This window comes from Nocardiopsis sp. NPDC006139, assembly GCF_040614155.1.
Classification (GTDB): domain Bacteria; phylum Actinomycetota; class Actinomycetes; order Streptosporangiales; family Streptosporangiaceae; genus Nocardiopsis; species Nocardiopsis changdeensis.
The window spans coordinates 111,674-137,364 of sequence record NZ_JBEXTT010000007.1 but is presented as its reverse complement, the minus strand read 5'-3'; the positions used below and the strand labels follow the sequence as shown (position 1 = coordinate 137,364).

The window sequence follows — 25,691 nt, the reverse complement described above, 5'->3', positions numbered from 1 at the left end:
CGCCGTGTCGGCGCGCCCCGGGCGCACGGACACGGCCCGACCCGGCCGCGGGCTCCCACCCGCGCCGGGTCCCTCCCGGTCGGACGAAAGGAAGCCTGATCCACGGTGGTCACCGACTCCCCGAACGAAGGCGGAAAGCACCGCCGTCGTTCCTCTCAGCCCGAAGGCCCCCTCCCGGGTGAGAGCCCGCTGCGCCCCTCCGGCGGCCCCGTCCCCTCCTTCGAGGAGGGCGAACTGCCCGAGCCCGCCGTCCCCGGGACCCGCCGGGCGGCCGAGGGGGCCGAGGAGCCCGCGGCCCCCGGCGGTTCCGGCGACGCCCCGGCGGGCGGCGGCATGATGCGCTCCAGCGCCATCATGGCGGTCGGCACCATGGCCTCCCGGATCACCGGCTTCGTCCGCACCATCGTGCTGGGCGCCGCCATCGGCACCCACCTGCTCGGTGACGCCTACCACACGGCCCACACGATCCCGTTCATCCTCAACGACCTGCTCATCGGCGGCCTGATGGCCAGTGTCGTCGTGCCGTTCCTGGTCAAGCGGCGCAAGCGCGACGCCGACGGCGGCAAGGCCACCGAGGACCGGCTGTTCACCACGACGTTCGTGGCGCTGTTCCTGCTCACCGCCGTGGCGATCGCGGCCGCCGAGTTCCTGATCTGGCTGTACGGGTCCCGGTTCACCGACGCGCAGTTCGAGGCCTCGGTGCACCTGGCCCGCTACCTGCTGTCCCAGATCTTCTTCGTGGGGCTGAGCGGCCTGCTCACCGCCATGCTCAACACCCGCGGGTACTTCGGCGCCGGGGTGTGGGCGCCGGTGCTCAACAACCTGGTGATCATGACCGTGGCGGGCCTGTTCCTGTGGGTCGCGGGCCCCGGTCGGACGCCGGACACCGTCACCGAGGGCCAGCTGACCCTGCTGGGCGCGGGCACCGCCGCCGGCATGGCGCTGCAGGCCCTGGTGCTGTTCGTCGCGCTGGCCCGGACCGGCTACCGCTGGCGCCCGCGCCTGGACCTGCGCGGTTCCGGGCTGGGCGAGGCCGTCAAGACGGCCGGCTGGATGATGATGTACACCCTGCTCACCCAGGCGGGCCTGTGGATCACCACCAACATCGCCAACGCCGCCAACGTCGCCGCCATCGAGGAGGGCCGCTCCGTCGGCGCGGGCATCACCGCCTACAACCTCGCCTACCAGCTGTTCCAGCTGCCGTACGCGATCATCGCGGTCTCCCTCATCACGGTGCTGCTCCCCCGGATGAGCGCGCACGCCGACGACCACGACTGGGACGCGGTCCGGTCGGACTTCTCCCGCACCCTGCGGATCTCCGCGTTCGTGCTCGTCCCCATGGCGTTCGCGATCGCCCTGTTCGCCGAGCCGCTGTCGATCCTGGCGTTCGCCCGCGGGTCGATCTCCCCGGCCGACGCGGCCAACATCGGCCAGATCCTGGCCGTGATGTCGCTCGGGCTGGTGCCGTTCACCGTGTTCCAGCTCATGCTGCGCGTGTTCTTCGCCATGGGCGACACCCGCACCCCGGCGCTGATCGCCATCGCCAACCTGGCTGTTCACAGCGCTCTGGCGCTGGTGTCCTACCTGCTCCTGCCGCCGGAGACGGTCGTCGTGGGCGTGGCCGCGGGCTTCATGTTCTCGTTCCTCAGCGGACTCGTCATCGCAGGTCTGGTGCTCAGCCGGCGGATCGGGGGGCTTGACGGAAAGCACATCATTGGCACATTGTTGCGCCTGCACCTGGCCGTCGTCCCGAGCGTCGCGGCCGGTTTCGGTGTGCTCTGGGCCTTCGAGACCTTCGTCGGCCCGGGTCTGCTCACCTACATCGGCGCACCCGTGGCCGGGTGCCTTCTCGGCGCGTTGTTCTTCCTCGCGGCCGCACGGCTGCTGCGGGTCCCCGAATTGAGCGCCGCGGTGGAACTGATCCGCGGCCGCCTGCGTCGTTGATGCCGCACCGACGCTTCCGGCCCTGGCCCCGGCCGGAGGAACGACCGCTCGACGAGTACAAGGACTGAGGACACGGTGTCCAGCGAAGACCCCCGCGAGCAGGATTCCGGAGCAGGAACGCACGGGCCCGCCACGGCAGGCCGGCAGCGCCGCGCCATGGTGATGCCCGAGGACGTCCTGGACGCCTACGAGCGCGAGGAGCCGGCGACCGAGCCCGAGACCGGGCTCACCACCCGCCGCGACCCGAGCGACATCGGCGACCTGGGCACCGCCGACCGCGCCGGCATGGAGGACGGCGACGAGATCGGCGGCTCCTCCCACACCGCCCCGGGCAACCTCGCCAAGTCCAGCGCGATCATGGCGCTGGGCACCGTGTTCTCCCGCGTCACCGGCTTCGTCCGCACGATCGTGCTGGCGGCGGCGATCGGCACCCAGATGCTGGGCGACGCCTACCAGGTGGCGGGCATGGTCCCGTACATGGTCTACGACCTGCTCATCGGCGGTCTGCTGGCCAGTGTGTTCGTGCCGTTCCTGGTCAAGCGGCGCAGGCTGGACTCCGACGGCGGCGACAGGACCGAGCAGCGGCTCGTCACGCTGATGCTGTCGGCGCTGCTGGTGATCACCGCACTCTCGATGCTGCTGTCGGAGTGGTTCATCCGCATCTACGCGGGCGAGTTCACCGGCGCGCAGTTCGAGGTGTCGGTGGTCCTGGCGCGCTACCTGACCACCCAGATCTTCTTCATCGGGGCCAGCGGCCTGGCCAGCGCGATGCTGAACGCGCGCGGGAGGTTCGGGGCGCCGATGTGGGCGCCGGTGCTGAACAACCTGGTGATCATCGGCATCGGCCTGTGGTTCCTGAACATCGCCGGGACCGGGCGCACCCCCGACACGGTGACCTCCGGCGAGCTGATGCTGCTGGGACTGGGCACCGCCGCCGGGCAGATCGTCCAGGCCCTGGTGCTGGTGTGGGCGCTGGCCGCGGCGGGCTTCCGCTGGCGGCCCCGGCTGGACCTGCGGGGCGCCGGGCTGGGCGAGGCGGCCCAGGCGGCCTCGTGGATGATGCTCTACATCGTGGTGGCCCAGCTGGGCGCCCTCGTCTCCACCAACGTCGCCTCCCGCGCCGGCACGCGCGCGGCCGAGCTGGGCTTCGAGTCGGGCTCGGGCATCGCGGCCTACAAGTTCGCGTCGATGCTCTTCCAGCTCCCGTACGCGATCATCGCGGTCTCGGTGATCACCGCGCTGCTGCCGCGCATGAGCGAGCACGTGGCGGCCGGGCGCAAGGACCAGGTGCGCAGCGACTTCTCGCGGGGCTTCCGGCTCTCGTCGGTGCTGATCGTGCCGATCTCGGTGGCGATGATCGTGTTCGCGATCCCGTTCTGCGTGATGATCTACGCGCAGGGCAGCACGAGCCCCGAGGACGCCGCCGCCATCGGCCGCATCCTCATGGTGTTCTGCGTGATGCTGATCCCGTTCACGCTGTTCCAGCTCCAGATGCGCGTGTTCTACGCGCTCGGCGACACCCGCACCCCGGCGCTGGTCGCCATCCCGTCGGAGGCCGCGCACGCCGTCACGGCGATCGCGCTGCTGTTCGTGGTGCCGCCCCAGCACGTCGTGGTGTGGCTCCCGGTCCCCTACGGGCTGTACTACGTCGTGGGTTCGGTCATCATGTGGTACATGCTGCACAAGCGGCTGAACGGCCTGGACGGGCGGCACACCGCGGCCACCCTGTTCAAGCTGCACCTGGCGACGCTGCCGGCGGCCGTGTTCGGCCTCGCGATGATCCACGTGTTCCGCGGACTGCCGGGCGAGTTCTGGCCCGGATTCGCGGCGATGGTCGTCGGAGGGGTCGTGGGTGGCGTACTGTTCGTGATCAGCGCCAAGTTCCTCAATGTGACTGAAGTCACATCCTTCCTCGAATTGCTCAGAACCCGACTGCGACGTCGCTGATCACCATGAATGGACGAGTTGGGCGGTCCCGAACCGCTACGTCCCGGAAGGTGAACGGATACCCGATGTCCTCCGAAGATGCTGTTCAGGCGTCCTAGCATGGACAGGCACCGCTTGACCGCCACCACATTGTTCATCCGAGCTGCCCGAAGGGAGGCTGGGGACAGCAGCAGAGCCCGAACCCCCTGCGCACACCCCGCGACGCACCGGTCCGCCCAGGACCGCGCCGCCGCGGCCCGTGCGGGGCGACGGCACTGGCACCCGTCACTCCCATCATGAGCACCTTCCTGATCGAGCCCGGGGCGAAGCTGGCCAACCGGTACCGCCTTGACCAGGTGGTGAGCGAGACCGGCGGGGCGACCCGCTGGAAGGCCACCGACGAGACCCTCGCACGGCCCGTCGCCGTGTGGACCTTCGCCGAGGGGTTCCCCCGCACATCCGATGTGGTCCGCGCGGCCCGCGCCACCAGCCGTATCCCCGACGCGCGCGTCACCCAGGTCTTCGACGCCGACGACACCACCCCCGTGCCCTACGTGGTCGAGGAGTGGGTGGTCGGCCACTCGCTGGCCGACCTGCTGGCCCAGGGCCCCCTGGAGCCCGAGCGCGCCGCGGGCCTGGTCGCCGAGGCGGCCGAGGCCATCGCCGCCGCGCACAACGGCGGCCTGTACCACCTGTGCCTCACCCCGAGCAAGCTCATGTGGAGCAGCGGCGGAGCGGTCAAGGTCACCGGTATCGGCGTGGACGCCGCCCTGCTGGGCGTCAACGTCGCCGACCCGGGCGCCGCCGACGCCCAGGGCCTGGGCAACCTGCTGTACGCGGCCCTCACCGGCACCTGGCCGAGCGGCCCGCAGAGCGGCCTGCCCCCGGCCCCGCAGGGCCCCGCCGGGCCCTACCCCGCCGACCAGATCCGCCAGGGCGTCGGCGAGCCCCTGGCCTCCATCACCACCCGCGCCGCCCTGCCCCACCTGGTGGGCCAGGTCGTGCCCGGCCCGGTGATCGGCTCGCCGGGCGAGTTCTGCGCCGCCATGGCCGACGTGCCGCGGCTCATCCCGCTGCCCGTCGCCCCGGCCGAGACCACCCCGCCGCCCGAGCCCGGGACCTCCCGGCGCACCGGCGAGTTCGGGTCCACCGGCCCGCGCCGCTCCTCCCGCAACACGAACGGCGGCAGCGGCGGCGGGACCGGCCCGCGCACCTCCGCCCGCGGCGAGCGGCCGCCCTCGCGGATGGACCGCCGGGCCGCCGAGCGCAGGACCTCACCGCAGCGCATCCTCGTCGGCGTGCTGGCCGTGGTGCTCTTCGCCGCGGTGGTCACCGGGGCCTGGATCTTCGGTGCGTCGATGCGCGCCGACGAGGCGGACCCCGGCACCGCCGGCGGCGGTGGGGAGCCGGACGGCGGCGCGGAGGTCGTCGAGACCGAGGTCCTGCCGATCCAGTCCGCCCAGGGGTACGACCCCCTGCCCGACGGCGACGGCGACGAGCACTCCGACCACGCCTCACGGGCCCACAACGGCGACACCGGCGGGGACCCGTGGAACACCGAGGGCTACAACGACCCCATGGGCACGACCAAGGAGGGCGTGGGGCTCCTGGTCGACCTGGGCTCCGCCCGCGAGGTCCACTCCCTGGAGCTGTACGTGCCCGAGGCCCAGTACGGCATCGAGGTGCGGATCGGCGACAGCCCGGCCTCGCACCCCAGCGAGATGTCCGCCGTGGACGCCGCCCTGCCCGTCGCCTGGCAGGGCTCCGCGAGCGGCCACCAGACCATCGAACTGGACGAGCCCACCACCGGCAGGTACGTCCTCGTCTGGTTCACCGATCTGCCCACCGACGGCGGCAAGTACCGTGGGAGCATCTACGAGGTAGAGGTACACGGTGTCTAGTTGCGGGGATATGTGATCGGCACTGATGGACGCGGTCCAAGAGCTTCCTGACCGGGAACTGCTCACCAGGCACACCCAGGGGGACGATCAGGCGTTCGCGGTGCTCGTGCGCCGCCACCGCGATCGCCTCTGGGCCGTCGCCGTGCGCATGATGGGCGACCCCGAGGAGGCCTCCGACGCCCTCCAGGACGCGTTCCTGTCCGCGTTCCGCTCCGCCGACCGCTTCCGCGGCGAGTCCCAGGTCACCACCTGGCTGCACCGCATCGTCGTCAACGCCTGCCACGACCGGCTGCGCCGGCGCAAGGTCCGCCCGGCCACCCCCACCGAGGTCGACACCCTCGACGTGCTCTCCAACGAGCGGCTGGGCCGCACCGGCGGCGCCCCCGACCACGCCTCCCAGACCGAGTCGCGGCTGGACGTCCACGCGGCCCTGGACACCCTCCCCCTGGACCAGCGCATGGCCCTCACCCTGGTCGACATGCTCGGCTACCGGGTGGAGGAGGCCGCGCAGATCCTCGACGTCGCCACCGGGACGGTCAAGAGCCGGTGTGCGCGAGGTCGCGCCAAACTTCTTCCGTCTCTCGCCCACCTGAGGAACCCTCGTCCCCCCCGAGACGTCACAACTGGGAGAGGAGGTGCCGACCCATCGTGACGTCCCACCCTGACGTGGAGGCACTCGCCTTCTTCGCCGAGGAGCTGTTGGAGCCCGACGAGGAGCGCACCGTTGCCCACCACCTAGAGACCTGCGCGACCTGCGCGGCGACCCTGGACGAGCTCACCGCCGTCGGCGGCGCGCTCGCCGACGCGCCGCCGGTCCCGCCCATGCCGCAGGACGTCGCCGCCCTCCTCGACCGGCGCATCGACGAGGCGGTGCGCGAGCGCGCCGCCCGGCCCGCGGCGCTCTCCGGCGACGCCGGCACCGGCCCCGCGGACGCGGCGGCCCCCGTGGTCCCCATCACGCGTGCGCGCGGCGGCTCCCGGCGCGGGTTCAACGGCATGAACCTGCCCCGGCTCATGATGGTGGCCGCCGCTGGCGCCGTCGTCCTGGGCGGCGGCGGGGCCGTGCTCAACACGGTGCTCTCCTCACAGCAGGACGCGAGCGGCGGTGCCGCCGCCCAGCAGCCGATGATGCAGGACGAGGGCGCCGAGTTCGAGCCTGAGGCCGTGCAGCCGTACAAGCCCGGGATCGTGGCCACCGGGACCGAGTACACCGCCGACGGGCTGGCCGGGCAGGCCGCCGAGGTGCTCTCGGGGTCCCAGGCCCCGCCGGCCACCGCCGAGGAGGGCTCCACGGTCGCCGCGGAGGAGTGCGCGACGGTGTTCTCCGAGCGGACGGGCGTCCGGATCACCCTGGTGGACGAGGCCGTGTTCGACGGCGACCCCGCCATGGTGCTGTTCGCCCCCTCCGAGGACGACACCACCGAGGTGTACGTGGTCGACCCGGCGGACTGCGGCGGGGTCCTCGCCCAGGAGACCGTCGACACCCCCTGAGGATGTCGCCGAAGCGCCGTGCCGACATGTCGGCGAAGGCCCTTTCGCGGCATACCCCACCCCGGTAACCGGGGCGGATGTCCCCTTGGGAATCAGGTGCGCCTACCATCGGTTGTGCTATACCGACTCTCCCCCGAGGTCACCATCCCGTGGCGGGGGCATCTGATCGTGTGAAGGGCCTACGAGCGTGAGTGACGTCCGCAATGTCATCATCATCGGTTCCGGACCGGCGGGGTACACCGCCGCCGTCTACGCGGCCCGCGCCGAGCTGAAGCCCCTGGTGTTCGAGGGCTCCATCACCGCCGGCGGCGCCCTCATGAACACCACCGACGTCGAGAACTTCCCCGGTTTCCCCGACGGCATCATGGGCCCGGACCTGATGGACAACCTGCGCAAGCAGGCCGAGCGGTTCGGCGCCGAGCTGGTGCCCGAGGACGTCACCTCCGTGGACCTGACCAAGCCCGTCAAGGAGGTCACCGCCGGCGGCGAGACCTTCCTTGCGCACACGGTCATCCTCGCCACCGGCTCCGGCTACCGCGAGCTCGGCGTCCCGGGCGAGAAGGAGCTGTCCGGCCGCGGCACCTCCTGGTGCGCCACCTGCGACGGCTTCTTCTTCCGCGACCAGGACATCGCGGTCATCGGCGGCGGCGACACCGCCATGGAGGAGGCCCTCTTCCTCACCCGCTTCGCCAAGTCCGTCACCGTGGTCCACCGCAGGGACGAGCTGCGCGCCAGCCGCATCATGGCCGAGCGCGCCTTCGCCAACGAGAAGATCTCGTTCGTGTGGGACACCGAGGTGGTCGAGGTCCTGGGCGAGGACCGGGTGAGCGGCCTCAAGGTCCGCAACAACAAGACCGGCGAGGAGAGCACCCTCGACGTCACCGGCGTGTTCGTCGCCATCGGCCACGACCCGCGGGTCGACCTGATCCGCGGCCAGGTCGACCTCGACGAGGAGGGCTACGTCCAGGTGGACTCCCCCTCGACCCGGACCAACCTGGAGGGCGTGTTCGCCGCGGGCGACGTCGTCGACCACAGCTACCGCCAGGCCATCACCGCAGCCGGAACCGGCTGCGCCGCCGCCCTGGACGCCGAGCGCTTCCTCGCCGAGCGCGGCAACTAACGGCGGCCAGCGGCCACCCGGGGCCGACCGCCCGAGACGGTCGGCCCGCAGTACCCGTCCGAACAAGGAGAACCATGTCCGCCGTCAAGAACGTCACCGACGACACCTTCGAGGCCGAGGTCCTCAAGAGCGAGCAGCCCGTCCTGGTGGACTTCTGGGCCGACTGGTGCGGCCCCTGCAAGCAGATGGCCCCGGTCCTGGACAAGTTCGCCGCGGAGCACGGCGAGAAGATCACGGTCGCCAAGATCAACACCGACCAGAACCCCGAGACCCCGCGGGCCTACGACGTGCTGGCCCTGCCGACCTTCAAGGTGTTCAAGGGCGGCGAGGTCGTCAAGGAGATCCGCGGCGCACTCCCCAAGCGCAAGCTGGAGGAGCAGCTGGCCGAGTTCCTGTAACCCGGACGCACGGCCGCCGACGGCAGCGAGCACGGAAGGCCCCCAGATCACCTCTGGGGGCCTTCCGCCGTCTCAGGGGAGTCCGCTGTGGCCCCTCCCCCGCCGGGCCGCCCAGGAGCACCTGGGCGGCCCGCGATGTTCCACGTGAAACATCCGGTCCGCGGGAGCGCCGGAGCACGGCGTCCCGCACGGAGCACCCCGGAGCGTGTCCGGTGGGCGCCTTCGCGCGGCCCGGCGCTCGCGCCGGGTACCGCGGCCCGGGAGGACCCGCCGGACACTCCCTAGGCGCGGGTCGCGCCCATCTGCGCGATGATGCGCTCCAGGTCCTCGACCGATGCGAACTCCACCACGATCTTGCCCTTGCGCTTGCCCACGTCCACCTTGACCGTCGTGTCCAGCCGGTCGGCCAGCGCGGTCGCCCACTCCTCGACGTGCGGCGGGGTGACCGCCTTGAGCGAGGCGCGGCGGGCCTTCGCCGCCTTCTCGACGTCGTGGCCGTTCTTCCGCAGCGCGACGATCTCCTCCAGGGAGCGGACCGAAAGGCCCTCCTGGACGACGCGCTCGGCGAAGCGCTCCATCTCCTCCGGCCCCTCCAGGCCCAGCAGCGCGCGGGCGTGCCCGGCGCTGATCACCCCGGAGGCCACCTTGGCGTGGAGCGTCGCGGGCAGCTGGAGCAGCCGCAGCGTGTTGGTGACGTGCGCCCGCGACTTGCCCACCCGCTGGGCCAGCTCCTCCTGGGTGGTGTCGAAGTCCTCCAGCATCTGCCGGTAGGCCGCCGCCTCCTCCAGGGGGTTCAGCTGCTGCCGCTGGAGGTTCTCCAGCAGCGCCTCGCGCAGCAGCTCCTCGTCCTTGGTCTTGCGGACCAGGGCCGGGATGACCTTCCGCTCCGCCAGCCCGCTGGCCCGGAAGCGGCGCTCCCCCATGATCAGCTCGTAGGGGTGGGACTCCCCCGGCGGCAGCTCGCGCACCACCACCGGCTGCAGCACGCCCACCTCGACGATGGAGTCGCGCAGCTCCTCCAGCGCCTCGTCGTCGAAGTGCTTGCGCGGCTGCTTGGGGTTGGGCCGGATGTCGGTGAGCTCGATCTCCTTCAGGTACGTGCCGTCCGGAATGGCCACCGGCACCACGGGGGCGGACCCACCGTTCACCGATTCGGGAACGCTCTCGGACACCGTGGGAGCCGCCGGCGGCCCCGACGGGATGAGCGCCCCCAATCCCTTGCCCAGTCCGCGCGGTCGCTGACTCACCGGTACTTCCCTCCACACTTCTCGGTTCACGCCCGGCGGGGGCCGGGTCCAGGTTCGCGGTTAGCGCTTCGCCCGGTGGGCGATCTCCCGGGCCGCGTCCAGATAGGCGACGGCACCGCTCGACGACGGGTCGTACGTCATCACCGACTGGCCGTAGCTCGGCGCCTCGGAGACGCGGACGCTCCGCGGGATGACGGTGTCCAGGACGGTGTCCTGGAAGTGCGAGCGCACCTCGTCGGCCACCTGCTGGGAGAGGCGGGTGCGGCCGTCGTACATCGTCAGCAGGATGGTGCTGACCGCCAGGCCGGGGTTGAGGTGCGACTTCACCAGGTCCACGTTCCGGAGCAGCTGGCCCAGGCCCTCCAGGGCGTAGTACTCGCACTGGATGGGGATCATGACCTCGTCGCAGGCCACCATCGCGTTGACCGTGAGCAGGCCGAGCGAGGGCGGGCAGTCGATGAGGATGTAGTCGAGGTCCGAGGTGTCGTACGCCGCGAACGCGCGCTTGAGGCGCGCCTCGCGGGCCACCAGGGAGACGAGTTCGATCTCCGCGCCCGCCAGGTCGATGGTGGCCGGGGCGCACAGCAGGCCGGGGATGTCCGGGACCGGCTGGGCCAGCTTGCGGATCTCCTCGTCCTCGACCAGGCAGTGGTAGATCGAGCGGGTCTGGTTGTCGCGCTCCATGCTCAGGGCGGTGGAGGCGTTGCCCTGCGGGTCGAGGTCGACGACCAGGACGCGCTGTCCGTGCATCGCCAGGGCCGCGGCGATGTTGACCGTCGTGGTGGTCTTGCCGACGCCGCCCTTCTGGTTGGCGACGCTGATCACCCGGCAGGATGCCGGGCGGGGCCAGATCTCATCCTGCCCCCGCGAGGCCATGGCGGCCTGGGCGGCACGGGCGAGGGGGGTCGTGTGGGTCTCCGACGTTTCACGTGAAACATCGAGCAGGTCGCCGTAGAGGGATGTTTCACGTGAAACATCGGGGTCATTGTGGGGCACGAATGAGTTCACCTCTTCCGTCCGCGCTTCTTCTTGCCGCCCCGCGTCTTCGACGGGGGCGAACCACCGTCGGATGTCACCGTGACGCGAACGACCGTGGTAGCGGGATCGACTTTACCCCGGCCCACCCGGATCACATCGCTAACACTGGGCCGCAGTTTTGAAACGTCTTGTTCGGCGGCGGCCAGCTCGGCCTCCGCCTGCTCGCCCTTGAGCGCCAGCAGGCTGCCGCCCTTGCGCAGCAGCGGCAGCGACCAGCCGGCCAGCCGCGGCAGCGGGGCGACCGCCCGCGCGGTGACGAAGTCGGTGAGGAGCTCGCCGTGCGCCTCCTCCGCCCTCCCCCGCCGCACCTCGACGTTGGGCAGGTCCAGGATCTCCACGGCCTCGTTCAGGAAGACCGTCCGGCGCAGCAGCGGCTCCAGCAGGGTCATGCGGATGTCCGGCCGGACCAGGGCCAGCACCAGGCCGGGCAGGCCCGCGCCGGAACCGATGTCCACGACCTCCGCCCCCTCGGGGAGGAGCTCCTCGACCACCGCGCAGTTGATGACGTGCCGCTCCCACAGGCGGGGCACCTCGCGCGGGCCGATCAGTCCGCGCCGCACACCGTCGTCGGCGAGCAGCTCGGCATAACGGCGGGCCTTCGGCAGGGCGTCGCCGAAGATCTCCGCCGCCCCGGCCGGGGGTTCCGGCAACACGGCACCGGACTCCTCAGCGCCCGCGGTCATCGGTCACCACCGCCCATCTTTCATCGTCCATCGTCATCGCCACTTCCAAGAGACCGCAAGAGACCGCAAGAGGTCGTAGCCGCACCCGACGGATGCAGACAGCGGAGGGAAAGACCCCCACCGATCCTACGCGTCCACCGCCCCGGAGTTTCACGTGAAACATGGCGGCGCCGCCGTTTCACGTGAAACCTCGCGTCCCGCCGGAGGCGTGGACGGCGGGCGCCTCGCCGAGGGATCGGCCGTTTCACGTGAAACACCGAATCCCCAAGGGGACTTGTCGACACCTCGACCCATGGATGACCCCCGCCCTCGGTCTCTGCTTCTTCCTCCGGAGCACCCGCCCCGGGGGTCTGGGACGCGGGGCCGCCCGCTTTCTCCCCTGGCGCCGGAGGACACGGTTCTCCCGTCGGCGGTGGCGGAACCCCGTGCGCGCACACCCCCGCCGCCCACCGCGTTGGAGTCGAGGGGGACGCTTGGACGCGCGCCCTCACGGGAGCACCCCTCCCCCGAATCGCGGACACTCTGCGGCGGGCAGCCGCGGCCGGGCAGGGACTGCGGGGGCGCCCGGTCTCACGGTGGGCTTCCCTGCGCGGATGTGCGCGGCAGGAAGCACGGGCCCATGGGCGACGAGCGCCGGTGACATAGGGGCGCTTTCCCCGGACTGGGGTCGGGGGCGGGGACTTGTCGACATGCGGGTTAGGGGATTCGTGGTTTCACGTGAAACACGGGCATGCGAAAGGGGCGGTGTTTCACGTGAAACACCGCCCCTGCTTCGGCTCGCGCGGTCTACGGGACCGGGTGGACCACCACGTAGCGGTTGGGCTCCTCGCCCTCGGACTCGCTGCGCAGGCCCGCGGCCGCGACCGCGTCGTGGACGACCTTGCGCTCGAACGGGGTCATCGGCTCCAGCTCGTACGCGTCGCCGGTCTCCTTGACCTTCTGCGCGGCGTCGGCGCCGACCTGGAAGAGCTCCTTGCGGCGCCCCTCCCGGTACCCGCCGATGTCCAGCATCAGGCGGCTGCGCTCACCGGTCGCCCGGTGCACCGCCAGCCGGGTCAGCTCCTGGAGGGCCTCCAGGACCTCGCCGTCCTCGCCGATCAGCTCGTCGAGGGTGGCCCCGACCACGGAGACCATCGCACGGTCGCCCTCGACGTCCATGTCGATGTCGCCGTCGAAGTCCGCGATGTCGAGAAGTCCCTCGATGTAGTCCGCGGCGATGTCGCCCTCGTTCTCCAGGGCCTCGATGTCGATAGGCGCCTCAGCCACCGCTACTCCACCGCTTCCTTCCTGGCTCGCTGTCACGGCGTTCCCGTCTCCTGTTCCCGCGTTCGGTACGCAGCTCGCTAGCGGGGCCCGCCACCGGTGCGCTTGGAGCGAGACTGCTTCTTGGGCTGCTTGCGTTCGATCTTAGGCTGTTCCACGGGCTGCGGCGCGGATTCGGGCTGCTTCTTCTTGCGCCCCAGCATCCCCTTGGCCGAACCGTTCGTGTTGCCGGCCTTGGCGTCCACGACCTCCCCCGGCGCGGGCTGGTTGCGGTACAGGAAGTGCTGCTGCACCATCGTCCACACGTTGGAGGTGACCCAGTAGATCAGCACGCCCACGGGCATCATGAGGCCGAAGAGCCCGAAGAGGGGCGCCATGTACATCATGATCTTCTGGGTCTGCATCATCGGGTTGTCGGGCATCTGCGCGACGCTGCGCTTCATGCTCTGGCGCATGGTGAGGAACGTCGTGGTGCCCATGACGACACAGGAGATCGCGATGACGACCTTCGCCATGATGGCGTTGGTGGCCCCCAGGGCCAGCAGCTCCTCCGAGGAGCTGTTGAAGTGGGCGGCGATGGGGGTCCCGAAGACCAGGGCCTGGCGGGCGCTCTCCACCAGCTCTTCGGTGAAGTTGTAGCGGACGTTGCCCTCGGCCACGCTGCGGAGCACGTTGAACAGGGCGAAGAAGACCGGCATCTGCAGCAGCAGGGGCAGACAGCCCATGAGCGGGTTGGTGCCGCTCTCCCGGTACAGCTCCATCGACTCCCGCTGGAGCCGCTCCTTGTCGTGCTTGTAGCGCTCCTGGAGCTTGCGCAGCTTGGGCTGGATCTCCTGCATCTTGCGCTGCGTGTTCATCTGCTTGACGAACAGCGGCACCATCAGCAGGCGCATCAGCATGGTGAGCAGCACGATGGACAGGCCCCACGCCCACCCGCTGTCGGGGTTCAGGCCGATCAGGCCCAGACCCGCGTGGATCTGGACCAGAATCCAGCCGACGATGTTGTAAAGCCAGTCCAGCACCGGCCAACTCCTATGTGCTTCGGTTCAGCTACTGGTCCCCGGGAGCGTGGCCGGTGGACCCGGCGCCGCCCGCAGACTCCTCGGACTCCTGGACCCGTCCCCGCGGTGGGGGGACCGGGTCGTAGCCACCCCTGGTGAAGGGGTGGCAGCGGGCGATGCGCCGGATGCCCAGCCACAGCCCGTACAAGGCACCGTGCGTGCGCAGGGCCTCGACGGCGTACGCGCTGCACGAAGGGTAGAAGCGGCAGACGGGCGGCAGGAGCGGACTGATGAAGCGCTGGTATCCCCGGATGGGGAGGATCAGCGCACGCGCGAACACCGTCGGTTCGTGCTGGGTCATCGGTCCGTCCACCGTTCTCCGCCCTCTGTGGCCGGGCGGCCGCCTTCCGTGTCGCTCTTCGCCGGTTCCGGCGCCGAGGGGCCACCGCGTCCTCGTCGACGGCGCGCCGACCCCTTGGGCCGGGGCCGCATCGCCGAGGCGATGGCGCCGTCCAGCTGCGCGCCCAGGTCCTCGTACCGCGCGGTGGCGGCGGAGGGTTTGGCACGCACTACCAGCAGGCTACCGTTTGGCAGTTCGGACAGCCGTGGCCGCATCAGGTGCCGCAGCCGTCGCTGGACGCGCTTGCGCACCACGGCCCCGCCGACCGCCTTGCTCACGATGAATCCGACGCGCGGGGGTTCCCCTACCGGCAACGCCTCCGGTCCGGCGGTGGTTCCCCCGGCCCTCGGCGGTGGGAGGTAGACCACGGCGAGGTCGTCGCGGGACGAACGGCGTCCGGAGCGCATGGCGGAGCCGAACTCGGTGCTGTGGCGCATCCGGTTCTCCGGCGACAACATCGGTGCCTCCCATGACAAAGGGACCGGCCGGCGCAAGGCCGGACGGTCCCGAAGAACGTGGGGCTGTGCGTGGCCTAGTGGCTCACGGTCAGCGCGGCGCGTCCCTTGCGGCGACGCGAGGCGATGATGGCGCGACCGGCGCGCGTACGCATGCGCAGCCGGAAGCCGTGGACCTTCGCGCGACGCCGGTTGTTCGGCTGAAACGTACGCTTGCTCACTACTGGCTCCAGGGGCGTGTCAGGAAAGTACTACGACAGGACCCCAGGATATGCGGGGCCGCAGAGTGCCATGGCCGCGTGCACGCCGTCACCTGGACAGGCGTGGGCAGAATCGTCGGCATAAGCATAAAGAAGATACGACCCGGTCCGGGCGCGGTCAAATCAGGCGGGGTCGCGGGGGGTGTGTCCTCGCTCTCGCCCCCTCGCGGAGGGCCCGGGGGGGCGGGGGGACAAGTCGACAGGGAGACCTGTGGACAGATCGTCGTCCACAGGCGTGTGAGACTTCCACAACCCCCCACCCCTGTGGATAACCTCAGCCTGTGGATAACTCTCCCCACGACCGGCGCCACCACCCCGGCGCCCTGGACGGCATCGCCTTGCACACGGCCTGACCTGCATATTGTGGATAACTCTGCGAGGAGCCCACAGATCTGCCATCCTGTGGATAACCCTGTGGACAACCTGTGGACAACCGGCGCGGGCTGTGGATACCGGGAGGCGGCCGACACCCCGCCGACCGGCGGGCCCCGAAGTTTTCCACAGGCCCGTGCCGACCTTCACACCGGACATTCCGCCCACCCTGCCCCGGCAGTACCACGGGGGGAGGACAATGGAGAGCCGCCCTGCGCCGCCTCCGAGCCGGCGCGGGCACCCGCGTACGCCCCCGTCCCCTCCTCCACCCGCACGAACAGACCCGTACCGAAGGGACAGCAACATGGCAGGTCGCCTTGGCTGACGCACAGGTCAACCTCGCAGCTGTCTGGTCCAGCGTGCTGGACGGGATCGACAACGACTCCCTGCCCGCGCACCAGCGCGCCTGGCTGCCCCAGACCCGGCCCCTGGGTCTGATCGAGGACACGGCGCTGATCGCGGCGCCCAACGAGTTCACCAAGAAGGTGCTGGAGAGCCGCCTCTACCCGGCCATCAGCAAGGCGCTCTCCGCCCATCTGGGACGGGACATCCGGGTCGCGGTGACGGTCGACCCCACCGCGGTGCCCACCCCGCCGCCCCCGCCCGCGGCTGCGCACCCCTATCCCCCTTCCCCGCGCGACACCGACGGGGCGCCCGAGACCCGCTCCGAGCCCCCGGCGCAGCACGGCGGCGCCCCCGCCCTGTTCGACCAGGGCTCCGTGCCCGAGCCCCCGCGGGAGCCGCGGGGCGGACACCACCGTCCCACCGCGCCCGAGCGCGCCTACGGCCGGCACGCCGCCCTGCCCCCCGAGGCCGACCTGCTCGGTTCGGGCCCCGACGCCTACTCGCACCCGGGCGCGCCCGGGCACCCCGCCGACACCGCTCCCCCGCGGAACGACTCCTTCACCCAGGAGGAGCTCCAGTACGGCGAGCCGGCCCCCTGGGCCGCCGCGGCCGCTCCGCCCCGGCGGCAGCCGCGGCAGCAGCCCCGGCAGTCCACCACTCCCCCGCTGTGGGAGCAGCCCGTCCACTCCGCCCCCTCCCCGGAGGACTCCTCCTGGGGGCGCTCGGCCTGGCCCGCCGAGGACCAGGGCTGGGAGCGCCCCAACCGCTGGGAGACGCCCGAGCCGCAGGCGCCCGCCGCCCCGGCCGCGGAGGAGCCCGAGCCCGGCCCGGACCCCGACCTGCCGCCGCCCCCCGAGGACGACGGCGCCGCCGGCGCGCCCGAGCCGCAGGCCCCCCCGGCACCGGCACCGGCTCCGAAACCGGAGGCCGCGAAACCCGCCCCGGCCGCCCCGCCCGGGCGCTCCCCCGAGGTGCCGCCGGGCGAGCACGCGCGCCTCAACCCCAAGTACACCTTCGACACCTTCGTCATCGGCTCCAGCAACCGGTTCGCCCACGCGGCCTCGGTGGCCGCCGCCGAGGCGCCGGCCAAGGCGTACAACCCGCTGTTCATCCACGGCGGCTCCGGCCTGGGCAAGACCCACCTGCTGCACGCCATCGGGCACTACACGCACCGGCTCTACGAGGGCTCCCGGGTGCGGTACGTCAGCTCGGAGGAGTTCACCAACGAGTTCATCAACTCGATCCGCGACGGCAAGGCCGACGGCTTCCGGCGCCGGTACCGGGACATCGACGTGCTCCTGGTGGACGACATCCAGTTCCTGGAGAACAAGGAGCAGACGCAGGAGGAGTTCTTCCACACCTTCAACACGCTCCACAACTCCGACAAGCAGATCGTCATCTCCAGCGACCGGCCGCCCAAGCAGCTGACCACGCTGGAGGACCGGATGCGCAGCCGGTTCGAGTGGGGCCTGCTCACCGACGTCCAGCCGCCCGAGCTGGAGACCCGCATCGCGATCCTGCGCAAGAAGGCGGTGCAGGAGGGCCTGGCCGCCCCGCCGGAGGTGCTGGAGTTCATAGCCAGCAAGATCTCCACCAACATCCGGGAGCTGGAGGGCGCGCTGATCCGTGTGACCGCGTTCGCCAGCCTGAACCGGCAGTCGGTGGACCTGGACCTCACCAGCCAGGTCCTGCGCGACCTGGTGCCCGGCGCCGACGTCCCCGAGGTGACGGCGGGCGCCATCATGTCCCAGACGGCGGCGTACTTCGGGCTGACGGTGGAGGACCTGTGCGGGACCTCCCGCTCCCGGGTGCTGGTGACGGCCCGGCAGATCGCCATGTACCTGTGCCGGGAGCTGACGGACCTGTCGCTGCCCAAGATCGGCCAGCAGTTCGGCCGCGACCACACCACGGTCATGCACGCCGACCGCAAGGTCCGGGCGCTGATGGCCGAGCGCCGCTCCATCTACAACCAGGTCCACGAGCTGACGAGCCGGATCAAGGACCAGTCCTCGCTGACCTGATCCCGGCCGCGCGCCCCGGGGCGGCATGTCGACACGTCCACAGGGACACGTCGACATGTCGCCCCTCCGCCGTTCTCCCCTCGCCGTGCCCCGCCCCCGGGTCCTCCGCTCCCACAGCCGTGGAGGAAGGAGGAGGAGCGGTCGGGGGCCCGGGGGCCGCCGCCCCGGGTGGGCCGCCCGGTCGACGTGTCGACGTGTCGCTCCGTCCACCCGTCCCCTTCTCGACCCGCCTCCATGGCGCCCGCCCCCGTGGCGCCCGCCCGCCGGCCGCTCCCCGGGGGTCCGCTCCTCCCCCGCGCCCCTCGGGGGCCGGGACGCGCCCCTTCCTCCACAGACCCGCCCCGTCTGTGCACAACCCGCCCGGATCAGGGCCGAGAACGTTGTCCACAGGAAGTTATCCACAGGCCGCGGCTCTCCACAGACGGTTATCCACAGGCTTATGCCCACCCTCGCCCGGGTTCGGGAGCCTGGCGAGGTGTGCGGCCGAACATCCCCGTCCCTGCCCGGAGCTGCGGTGTCGTCCCGGTTTCCCGGCCCGGGGAAGGGCTGTTGCCCTGCCCACACCTGCGGGGACGGCCGATCTCGCCAACGAACGATGGCCTCTTTCCTGTGGACAACCCTGTGCACAGCCTTTTTGCCGGGCTTCGCCGGGAATGCGCAGGGGGTCGAAAAAAAATTTTCGCCGAGTCGGGCCGAGTTATCCACAGGGGAGGGCTCAAATCTGTGGACAACCCTGTGGATAACCTGTGGACAACTACGCCGGGGCTGTGGGTAACCCGGGGTCGCCCTGTGGACAGGGATGGGGGTCATCGGGTCACCGGACCACCGGCTGCTGTGGACAACCTGAGGAAAACCTGTGGACGGGCCTGTGGACGGACTGTGGAAAACTTGGGGACGACCCGATTCATCCACAGGACCCCGAAGTTGTGCACAGGGTTCTCCACAAGCCCTGTGGATAAAAATTCCGGTGCTGACCTGGTAAAACGAGGGTTATCCACAGTATCCACAGGCCCTACTACTACTGCGCACCTTCATTAGCCCAAGGGTGGCTTCGAAACGGCAACGCGGAAAATCTGTGGACAACTCGCCGTGACCGCCGAGACGGCCGAGGCGTCAGCGGCAGCGGGTGAATCCGGGTAACGTGGGATCTCGCCCCTGTCCTCCGCCGCCCGGCTCCGAGCGGTGACCCCTAGCAGGAGACCGCGGCCCGGCCAGCCTCGACGGATCCGGCGACGCAGCAGGTCGGAGCGCCCACCCGGCGCCCGCCCCGCTCCCGTCGTCCACAGCCTGTCGATGAGTGTTGAGCCGGCCCGATCCCCACAGACATCCGTCAGCTGCAACGTTGAGGCCTTCGGCCGGGTGCGACCCGTCCGGGGCGGAAAGTGAGTCGGCAAGTGAAGTTCCGGGTCGAACGCGACGTACTGGCCGAAGCGGTCGCCTGGACCGCGCGCACACTCCCGACGCGCCCCTCGGTCCCCGTCCTCGTCGGCGTCCTGCTGGAGGCCGGCGAGTTCGACGGCCGTCAGCAGCTGCGCCTGTCCGGCTTCGACTACGAGGTCTCCACGCAGGCCGTCGTCGACGTCGACGTCGAGGAGCCGGGCACGGTCCTGGTCACCGGCAAGCTCCTGGCCGAGATCACCCGCAACCTTCCCGCACAGCCTGTGGAGATCTCCACCGACGGCTCGAAGGTCGTGGTGACCGGCGGCAGCGCCAAGTTCACGCTCACCACCATGCCGGTGGAGGACTACCCCACGCTCCCGGAGATGCCCGGTGTGAGCGGGACCGTCGGCAGCGACGCCTTCGCCGCCGCGGTCAGCCAGGTGGCGGTCGCCGCCGGGCGCGACGACACCCTGCCGATGCTCACCGGCGTGCGCGTCGAGATCGAGGGCGAGACCATCACCCTGGCCTCCACCGACCGCTACCGCCTCGCGGTGCGCGAGCTCACCTGGAAGCCGGAGGACCCGGGCCTGTCCGCGGTCGCCCTGGTCCCGGCCAAGACCCTGCACGACACCGCCAAGTCGCTCACCTCCGGCGCCGAGGTCTCCATCGCGCTCTCGGGCAGCGACGCCGGCGAGGGCATGATCGGTTTCGAGGGCGGCGGCCGCCGCACCACCACCCGCCTGCTCGACGGCGAGTTCCCCAAGTACCGCGCCCTGCTGCCGGACACCTTCAACTCCGTCGCCGAGGTCTCCCGCTCCGAGTTCGTCGAGGCCGTCAAGCGCGTCTCCCTGGTCGCCGAGCGCAACACGCCGCTGCGCCTGTCCTTCACCCCGGGCCGGCTGGTCCTGGAGGCCGGGACCGGCGAGGAGGCCCAGGCGGTCGAGGTCCTGGAGGCCGAGCTCGAGGGCGACGACATCCAGATCGCCTTCAACTCCGGCTACCTGCTCGACGGCCTCGGCGCCATCGGCACCGACGTGGCCCGCCTGAACTTCACGACCTCCACCCGGCCGTCGATCCTCACCGGGAAGCCGGCCGCCGAGGGGGCCGAGCCCGAGTACCGCTACCTGATCATGCCGGTACGACAGCCGAACTGATCCGGGCGTTGCGGCCCGGCCGGCGGCGTCCCCGACACGCCCGGCCGGGCCGTCCCGCGGTCACCATCCACGGTCACAAGAACCCGCCCGCAGACGGCGTACAAGGGGGAGCGAGAGCATGCAGCTCGGAATGGTCGGCCTGGGGAAGATGGGCGGCAACATGGCCGCCCGGCTCCGCGAGAAGGGGCACGAGGTGGTCGGCTTCGACGTCGCCTCCCCCGAGCGCGACGTCGACGACCTGAAGACCCTGGTGGCCCGACTGGCCGCCCCCCGGGTCGTCTGGGTGATGGTCCCGGCCGGGGAGCCCACCGAGTCCACCGTCTCCGCGCTGGCCGACCTCCTGGAGGAGGGCGACCTCGTCATCGAGGGCGGCAACACCCACTACGTGGACGACCGCCCCCGCGCCGACCGCCTCGCCGCGAAGGGCATCGGCTACATCGACGCCGGGGTCAGCGGCGGCGTCTGGGGCCGCCGGAACGGCTACGGGATCATGGTCGGCGGCGAGGCCGCCGACGTCGAGCGGGCCCGGCCGGTCTTCGACTCCCTCACCCCCGACGAGGGCGGCGGCTTCGTGCACGCCGGCGCGGTCGGGGCGGGCCACTTCGTCAAGATGGTCCACAACGGCATCGAGTACGGCATGATGCAGGCCTTCGGCGAGGGCTTCGAGCTCATGGCCGCCTCCGGCATCGTGGACGACGTCCCGGGCACCTTCGAGAGCTGGCGCGAGGGCACCGTGGTGCGCTCCTGGCTGCTCGACCTGCTGTCGCGGGCGCTGGAGGAGGACCCGGACCTGTCGGGCCTGCGCGGCTACGCCCAGGACTCCGGCGAGGGCCGCTGGACGGTCCAGGCCGCCGTGGACCTGGCGGTCCCGGCCCCGGCCATCACCGCCTCGCTCTTCGCCCGCTTCGCCTCCCGCCAGGACGACAGCCCGGCGATGAAGGTCGTCGCCGCGCTGCGCAACCAGTTCGGCGGCCACGCGGTCACCAAGGCCGACGGCGCCACCGCGGCCCGGGACTGACCCCGGCCCGTCCGTCCGTCCCGGACCCGCCCGGGTCCGGGACGCGCCCCGCGGCGCACTGCGCTCCCCCGCCGCGCCCTCCTTTCCCCTTCCCACCGTCCGTTCCCCTGACCAGGAGGAAGGCCGGATGTACGTTTCCCATCTGCAACTGGCCGACTTCCGTTCCTACCCGGAGGCCCTCGTCGAACTGGGCCCGGGCGTGAGCGTGTTCGTCGGGTCCAACGGCCAGGGCAAGACCAACCTGGTCGAGGCGATCGGCTACGTCGCCACCCTCGGCAGCCACCGCGTCTCCTCCGACACCCCGCTGGTCCGCCAGGGGGCGGCCCGCGCCATCGTGCGCGCCCGGGTGGTGCGCGACGAACGGGACATGCTGGTCGACCTGGAGATCAACCCGGGACGCGCCAACCGCGCCCGGATCAACCGCGCCGCCGCCGGGCGTCCGCGCGACGTGCTGGGGATCCTGCGCACGGTGCTCTTCGCCCCCGAGGACCTGGCCCTGGTCAAGGGCGATCCCGGGGAGCGCCGCCGCTTCCTCGACGACCTGCTGGTGGCCCGCTCCCCGCGGATGGCGGGGGTCCGCGCGGACTACGACCGGGTCCTCAAGCAGCGCAACGCCCTGCTCAAGACGGCGTCGGGGAGGATGTTCCGGCAGCGCTCGGCCCCCGACCTGAGCACGCTGGAGGTCTGGGACGCCCACCTGGCGGAGGCCGGCGCGGAGCTGCTGGCCGCCCGGCTGGACCTGGTGGAGGCGCTGCGCCCGCTGGTCGGCGCCTCCTACGCGGGGCTCACCGACTCCGGCGGCCCGGCGGTGCCCGCCTACCGCAGCTCCCTGGCCGAGGACGGCGGGGAGCCGCCGCGCGGGCGCGCGGACCTGGCCCGGGCCCTGCGCGAGGCGATGGCCGGGCAGCGCGACCGCGAGCTGCAGCGCGGGGTGAGCCTGGTGGGCCCGCACCGCGACGACCTGTTCCTGGAGCTGGGCGGGATGCCCGCCAAGGGCTACGCCAGCCAGGGGGAGTCGTGGTCGTACGCCCTCTCCCTGAAGCTGGCCGCGTTCGACCTGCTGCGGGCCGACGGCGACGACCCGGTGCTCATCCTCGACGACGTCTTCGCGGAGCTGGACACCGAGCGGCGGCGCCGGCTGGCCGAGCGGGTCCGCGACGCCGAGCAGGTGCTGGTGACGGCGGCCGTCCCCGACGACATCCCGGCGGAGCTGGACGGGGCCCGGTTCGGCGTGCGCGAGGGAGAGGTCCGCGGCGAGGAGGTCGCCGGTGGCTGAGCACTATCCACAGCCTGTGGATCCGCGCCGCGGTCCGGCCCCGGCGGACCCGGGCGCCGCGGCCCGCCGTCCACAGCCTGTGGACGGCCGCGCCGACCTCCCCGCCGGGCCCCGCTCCCCCGCCGCCCCGGAGGGGCGGCCCGCCCCTGCCGCGTCCGGGGCCGACCTCGCCCGCCAGGCGCTGGCGCGCGCCCGGGCCGAGGCCCGCGACCGCGGCGCCGTCCCCCGCGGCACCGGGACGCGCCGCCGTGGCCGGTTGCGGTCACGCAACGAGCCGCAGATGTTCGGTGACGCGGTGAGGACCTGGCTGATCGAGCACGGCTGGCAGGAACAGGTCGCCATCGGCGGCGTCTTCGGCCGCTGGTCGGAGATCGTCGGCGAGTTCAACGCCCGCAGGCTGCGGCCGGAGAGCTATTCCGAGGGCGAACTCGTCCTGGTCGCCGATTCGCCGACGATGGCGGCGCACGCGCGTTCGATGGTCCGGGACCTGATGCGCCGGCTCAACGAGGAACTGGGCGACGGCACCGTCGTCTCCATCAAGATCAAGGGCCCCGGTTCCCGTCGGCGTTGAGTCCCCCGGCGGTCCGCGCGGCGGGCCCGGCCGTCCACAGGCTGTGGATATCCGCAGGTGGAGATGGTTGTGCGGGGGCGCACGGGGTAGGTGCCCGGTGGTGTCCACCGGTGTGACGGGGCGGGCGCGGGGGAATCGGAACCGAACCCTCCCCCAAGGCATCTGAAGCGCCCACGGAACTCCGAAGAGCCCCTCCCGTGTGTGGGGAGTCGTCTCCCTCCCCGAACGTTCGTTGTGATGCGGCACAGGGCCGCCAATGCCACTTTGTCGTACCGCGCGGGGTATCATGGAGACGGTTCTTCAGACGCCTGTAGCCGGTATCACGCCCCCAAGAGAGGGTGGGCGGACGGACCGTGCGGCGAACGGTGATCCCCCAGGTGTCGCGGTATCCCCGACCCTGCGGTCCCCGTGCCGTCGGCCCGTCGTCATCCGCTCGGCCGCGGTCGGCAGGCGTCCCCAGCAGGAGGGTGTACCCACTTGGCCTACGACGCTCGATCAATCACGGTTCTGGAGGGGCTTGAAGCGGTTCGCAAGCGCCCCGGGATGTACATCGGTTCCACCGGGGAGCGCGGCCTTCACCACCTCGTCTACGAGGTGGTCGACAACTCCGTCGACGAGGCGATGGCGGGCCACGCCGACGCGATCGAGGTGACCCTGCTGGCCGACGGCGGCGTGCGGGTGGCCGACAACGGCCGCGGCATCCCCGTCGACCTCCACCCGGTGGAGAAGCGCCCGGCGGTCGAGGTCGTCCTCACCACGCTGCACGCGGGCGGCAAGTTCGACGGCAAGTCCTACGCGGTCTCCGGCGGCCTGCACGGCGTCGGCGTGTCCGTCGTCAACGCGCTGTCCACCGCCCTGGACGTCGAGATCCGCCGCGAGGGCCACGTCTGGCGCCAGCACTACGAGATGACCGCCCCGACGGGCGAGCTCGTCAAGGGCGAGGCCACCGACGAGACCGGCACCCAGATCACCTTCTGGCCCGACGGCTCGATCTTCGAGACCACCACGTTCTCGTACGAGACCCTGTCCCGTCGCCTGCAGGAGACGGCGTTCCTCAACAAGGGGCTCGCCATCACCATCCGCGACGAGCGGCCCGACCACACCGACGGCGGGCCCACGGTCAACACGTTCCACTATGAGAACGGCCTCTCCGACTTCGTCAGCTACATCAACGCCAAGAAGGAGCCGGCGCACGCGTCGATCATCTCCTTCGAGGAAGAGGGCGAGGGGATGTCGGCGGAGATCGCCATGCAGTGGAACCACTCCTACACCTCGTCGGTGCACACCTTCGCGAACGTGATCAACACGACCGAGGGCGGCACCCACGAGGAGGGCTTCCGCTCGGCGCTCACCACCATCGTCAACCGGTACGCCCGCGACCAGAAGCTGCTGCGGGAGAAGGACGACAACCTCACCGGCGACGACATCCGCGAGGGCCTCACCGCCATCATCTCGGTCAAGCTCGCCGAACCGCAGTTCGAGGGCCAGACCAAGACCAAGCTCGGCAACACCGAGGCCAAGTCCTTCGTCCAGAAGGTCACCAACGAGCACCTGCGCGACTGGTTCGAGCGCAACCCCGGCGAGGCCAAGGACATCGTGTCCAAGGCCAGCCAGGCGGCCCGCGCCCGCATCGCCGCCCGCCAGGCCCGCGACCTCACCCGCCGCAAGACCCTCCTGGAGTCCACCTCCCTCCCCGGCAAGCTGTCCGACTGCCAGTCGACCAACCCGGAGGAGTGCGAGGTCTACATCGTGGAGGGCGACTCCGCGGGCGGCTCCGCCAAGGGCGGCCGCAACCCGAACAACCAGGCCATCCTGCCCATCCGCGGCAAGATCCTGAACGTCGAGAAGTCCCGCATCGACCGCATCCTCAAGAACAACGAGGTCCAGGCGATCATCACCGCCCTGGGCACCGGGATCCACGAGGAGTTCGATGTCGAGAAGCTGCGGTACCACAAGATCATCCTGATGGCCGACGCCGACGTCGACGGCCAGCACATCCGGACCCTGCTGCTCACCCTGCTGTTCCGCTTCATGAAGCCGCTGGTGGAGCTCGGCCACGTCTACCTGGCCCAGCCCCCGCTGTACAAGATCAAGTGGGACCAGCGCGGCACCGACGCGAGCTACGCCTTCTCCGACGCCGAGCGCGACCGGGTGATCGAGGCGGGCATCGCGGCGGGCAAGAGGGACCCGCGCCCGCGCGACATGGTGCAGCGCTTCAAGGGCCTGGGCGAGATGAACGCCAGCGAGCTGTGGGACACCACCATGGACCCCGACCGCCGCGTCCTGCTCCAGGTCAGCCTGGAGGACGCGGCCCAGGCCGACGAGATGTTCAGCGTGCTCATGGGGGAGGACGTCGAGTCCCGGCGCGCCTTCATCCAGCGCAACGCCAAGGACGTCCGCTTCCTGGACATCTAGGGACCGGGCCCG

The 25,691-nt window shown here is 71.3% G+C and carries 21 protein-coding genes; 13 read left to right on the top strand and 8 right to left on the bottom strand.

All coding sequences use genetic code 11. The features are described from left to right. The first annotated feature begins 105 nt into the window (after window positions 1–105). The 7 genes from murJ (ABZ249_RS11355) (at window position 106) to trxA (ending at window position 8,780) form a co-directional block, all read left to right on the top strand. Complete coding sequence (gene murJ / locus ABZ249_RS11355; protein ID WP_355260549.1) at window positions 106–1,944, top strand: murein biosynthesis integral membrane protein MurJ; 1,839 nt, start codon at window positions 106–108, stop codon at window positions 1,942–1,944. A 156-nt stretch (window positions 1,945–2,100) separates the two neighbouring features. After that, entirely contained in the window at window positions 2,101–3,891 is a 1,791-nt protein-coding gene (gene murJ, locus ABZ249_RS11350; RefSeq protein ID WP_355261028.1) for a murein biosynthesis integral membrane protein MurJ, read from the top strand. A gap of 275 nt (window positions 3,892–4,166) precedes the next feature. Beyond that, a complete protein-coding gene (locus ABZ249_RS11345) occupies window positions 4,167–5,771 on the top strand; it encodes a protein kinase family protein (RefSeq protein WP_355260546.1) in 1,605 nt (534 codons plus the stop codon). Window positions 5,772–5,796: 25 nt separating this feature from the next. Next, complete coding sequence (gene sigM / locus ABZ249_RS11340) at window positions 5,797–6,423, top strand: RNA polymerase sigma factor SigM (protein ID WP_220563988.1); 627 nt, start codon at window positions 5,797–5,799, stop codon at window positions 6,421–6,423. Further along, complete coding sequence (locus ABZ249_RS11335; RefSeq protein WP_355260542.1) at window positions 6,420–7,262, top strand: hypothetical protein; 843 nt, start codon at window positions 6,420–6,422, stop codon at window positions 7,260–7,262. Before sigM ends, ABZ249_RS11335 begins: the two co-directional genes overlap by 4 nt. A 187-nt stretch (window positions 7,263–7,449) precedes the next feature. Next, entirely contained in the window at window positions 7,450–8,382 is a 933-nt protein-coding gene (gene trxB / locus ABZ249_RS11330; RefSeq protein ID WP_355260539.1) for a thioredoxin-disulfide reductase, read from the top strand. A gap of 74 nt (window positions 8,383–8,456) precedes the next feature. Continuing rightward, the gene (gene trxA / locus ABZ249_RS11325) at window positions 8,457–8,780 is read left to right on the top strand and encodes a thioredoxin (RefSeq protein WP_220563990.1); all 324 of its coding nucleotides are present in this window, start codon (window positions 8,457–8,459) and stop codon (window positions 8,778–8,780) included. A 281-nt stretch (window positions 8,781–9,061) separates the two neighbouring features. On the opposite strand, the gene ABZ249_RS11320 is transcribed toward trxA, so the two are convergent. The 8 genes from ABZ249_RS11320 to rpmH form a co-directional block, all read right to left on the bottom strand. Next, window positions 9,062–10,027 (bottom strand): ParB/RepB/Spo0J family partition protein, encoded by a 966-nt coding sequence (locus ABZ249_RS11320; protein WP_355260535.1) that lies wholly within the window; start codon window positions 10,025–10,027, stop codon window positions 9,062–9,064. 60 nt (window positions 10,028–10,087) lie between these two features. Beyond that, window positions 10,088–10,903, bottom strand: a complete 816-nt coding sequence (locus ABZ249_RS11315; RefSeq protein WP_355260532.1) for an AAA family ATPase — start codon at window positions 10,901–10,903, stop codon at window positions 10,088–10,090. Window positions 10,904–11,031: 128 nt separating this feature from the next. Beyond that, window positions 11,032–11,748, bottom strand: a complete 717-nt coding sequence (rsmG, locus tag ABZ249_RS11310; RefSeq protein WP_355260530.1) for a 16S rRNA (guanine(527)-N(7))-methyltransferase RsmG — start codon at window positions 11,746–11,748, stop codon at window positions 11,032–11,034. Between the two features lie 786 nt (window positions 11,749–12,534). Next, window positions 12,535–13,014: a R3H domain-containing nucleic acid-binding protein gene (locus tag ABZ249_RS11305; protein WP_220563994.1), complete on the bottom strand. Its 480-nt coding sequence runs from the start codon at window positions 13,012–13,014 to the stop codon at window positions 12,535–12,537. Between the two features lie 77 nt (window positions 13,015–13,091). Beyond that, entirely contained in the window at window positions 13,092–14,033 is a 942-nt protein-coding gene (gene yidC / locus ABZ249_RS11300) for a membrane protein insertase YidC (protein ID WP_355260527.1), read from the bottom strand. A gap of 28 nt (window positions 14,034–14,061) precedes the next feature. Further along, window positions 14,062–14,373 (bottom strand): membrane protein insertion efficiency factor YidD, encoded by a 312-nt coding sequence (gene yidD / locus ABZ249_RS11295; protein ID WP_220563996.1) that lies wholly within the window; start codon window positions 14,371–14,373, stop codon window positions 14,062–14,064. Then, window positions 14,370–14,870: a ribonuclease P protein component gene (gene rnpA, locus ABZ249_RS11290; protein ID WP_355260524.1), complete on the bottom strand. Its 501-nt coding sequence runs from the start codon at window positions 14,868–14,870 to the stop codon at window positions 14,370–14,372. The genes yidD and rnpA overlap by 4 nt, the downstream gene beginning before the upstream one ends. 74 nt (window positions 14,871–14,944) lie before the next feature. Further along, window positions 14,945–15,088 (bottom strand): 50S ribosomal protein L34, encoded by a 144-nt coding sequence (gene rpmH, locus ABZ249_RS11285; protein WP_014909187.1) that lies wholly within the window; start codon window positions 15,086–15,088, stop codon window positions 14,945–14,947. A 728-nt stretch (window positions 15,089–15,816) separates the two neighbouring features. Between rpmH and dnaA the strand changes: the two genes are divergently transcribed. The 6 genes from dnaA (at window position 15,817) to gyrB (ending at window position 25,679) form a co-directional block, all read left to right on the top strand. Beyond that, window positions 15,817–17,865: a chromosomal replication initiator protein DnaA gene (gene dnaA / locus ABZ249_RS11280; RefSeq protein ID WP_355260521.1), complete on the top strand. Its 2,049-nt coding sequence runs from the start codon at window positions 15,817–15,819 to the stop codon at window positions 17,863–17,865. A gap of 1,394 nt (window positions 17,866–19,259) precedes the next feature. Next, window positions 19,260–20,399 (top strand): DNA polymerase III subunit beta, encoded by a 1,140-nt coding sequence (gene dnaN, locus ABZ249_RS11275; RefSeq protein WP_220563999.1) that lies wholly within the window; start codon window positions 19,260–19,262, stop codon window positions 20,397–20,399. A 118-nt stretch (window positions 20,400–20,517) separates the two neighbouring features. After that, window positions 20,518–21,417 carry a phosphogluconate dehydrogenase (NAD(+)-dependent, decarboxylating) gene (gnd, locus tag ABZ249_RS11270; protein ID WP_355260518.1) on the top strand — a complete coding sequence of 300 codons (900 nt, stop codon included), beginning with the start codon at window positions 20,518–20,520 and terminating at the stop codon, window positions 21,415–21,417. Between the two features lie 127 nt (window positions 21,418–21,544). Next, window positions 21,545–22,693, top strand: a complete 1,149-nt coding sequence (gene recF, locus ABZ249_RS11265; protein WP_355260515.1) for a DNA replication/repair protein RecF — start codon at window positions 21,545–21,547, stop codon at window positions 22,691–22,693. 181 nt (window positions 22,694–22,874) lie between these two features. Further along, on the top strand, window positions 22,875–23,264 hold the full coding sequence (locus ABZ249_RS11260) for a DUF721 domain-containing protein (RefSeq protein ID WP_355261025.1): 390 nt from the start codon (window positions 22,875–22,877) through the stop codon (window positions 23,262–23,264). 477 nt (window positions 23,265–23,741) lie between these two features. Continuing rightward, window positions 23,742–25,679, top strand: coding sequence for a DNA topoisomerase (ATP-hydrolyzing) subunit B (gene gyrB / locus ABZ249_RS11255; protein ID WP_220564002.1), 1,938 nt, complete (start codon window positions 23,742–23,744; stop codon window positions 25,677–25,679). The last annotated feature ends 12 nt before the right edge of the window (window positions 25,680–25,691 follow it).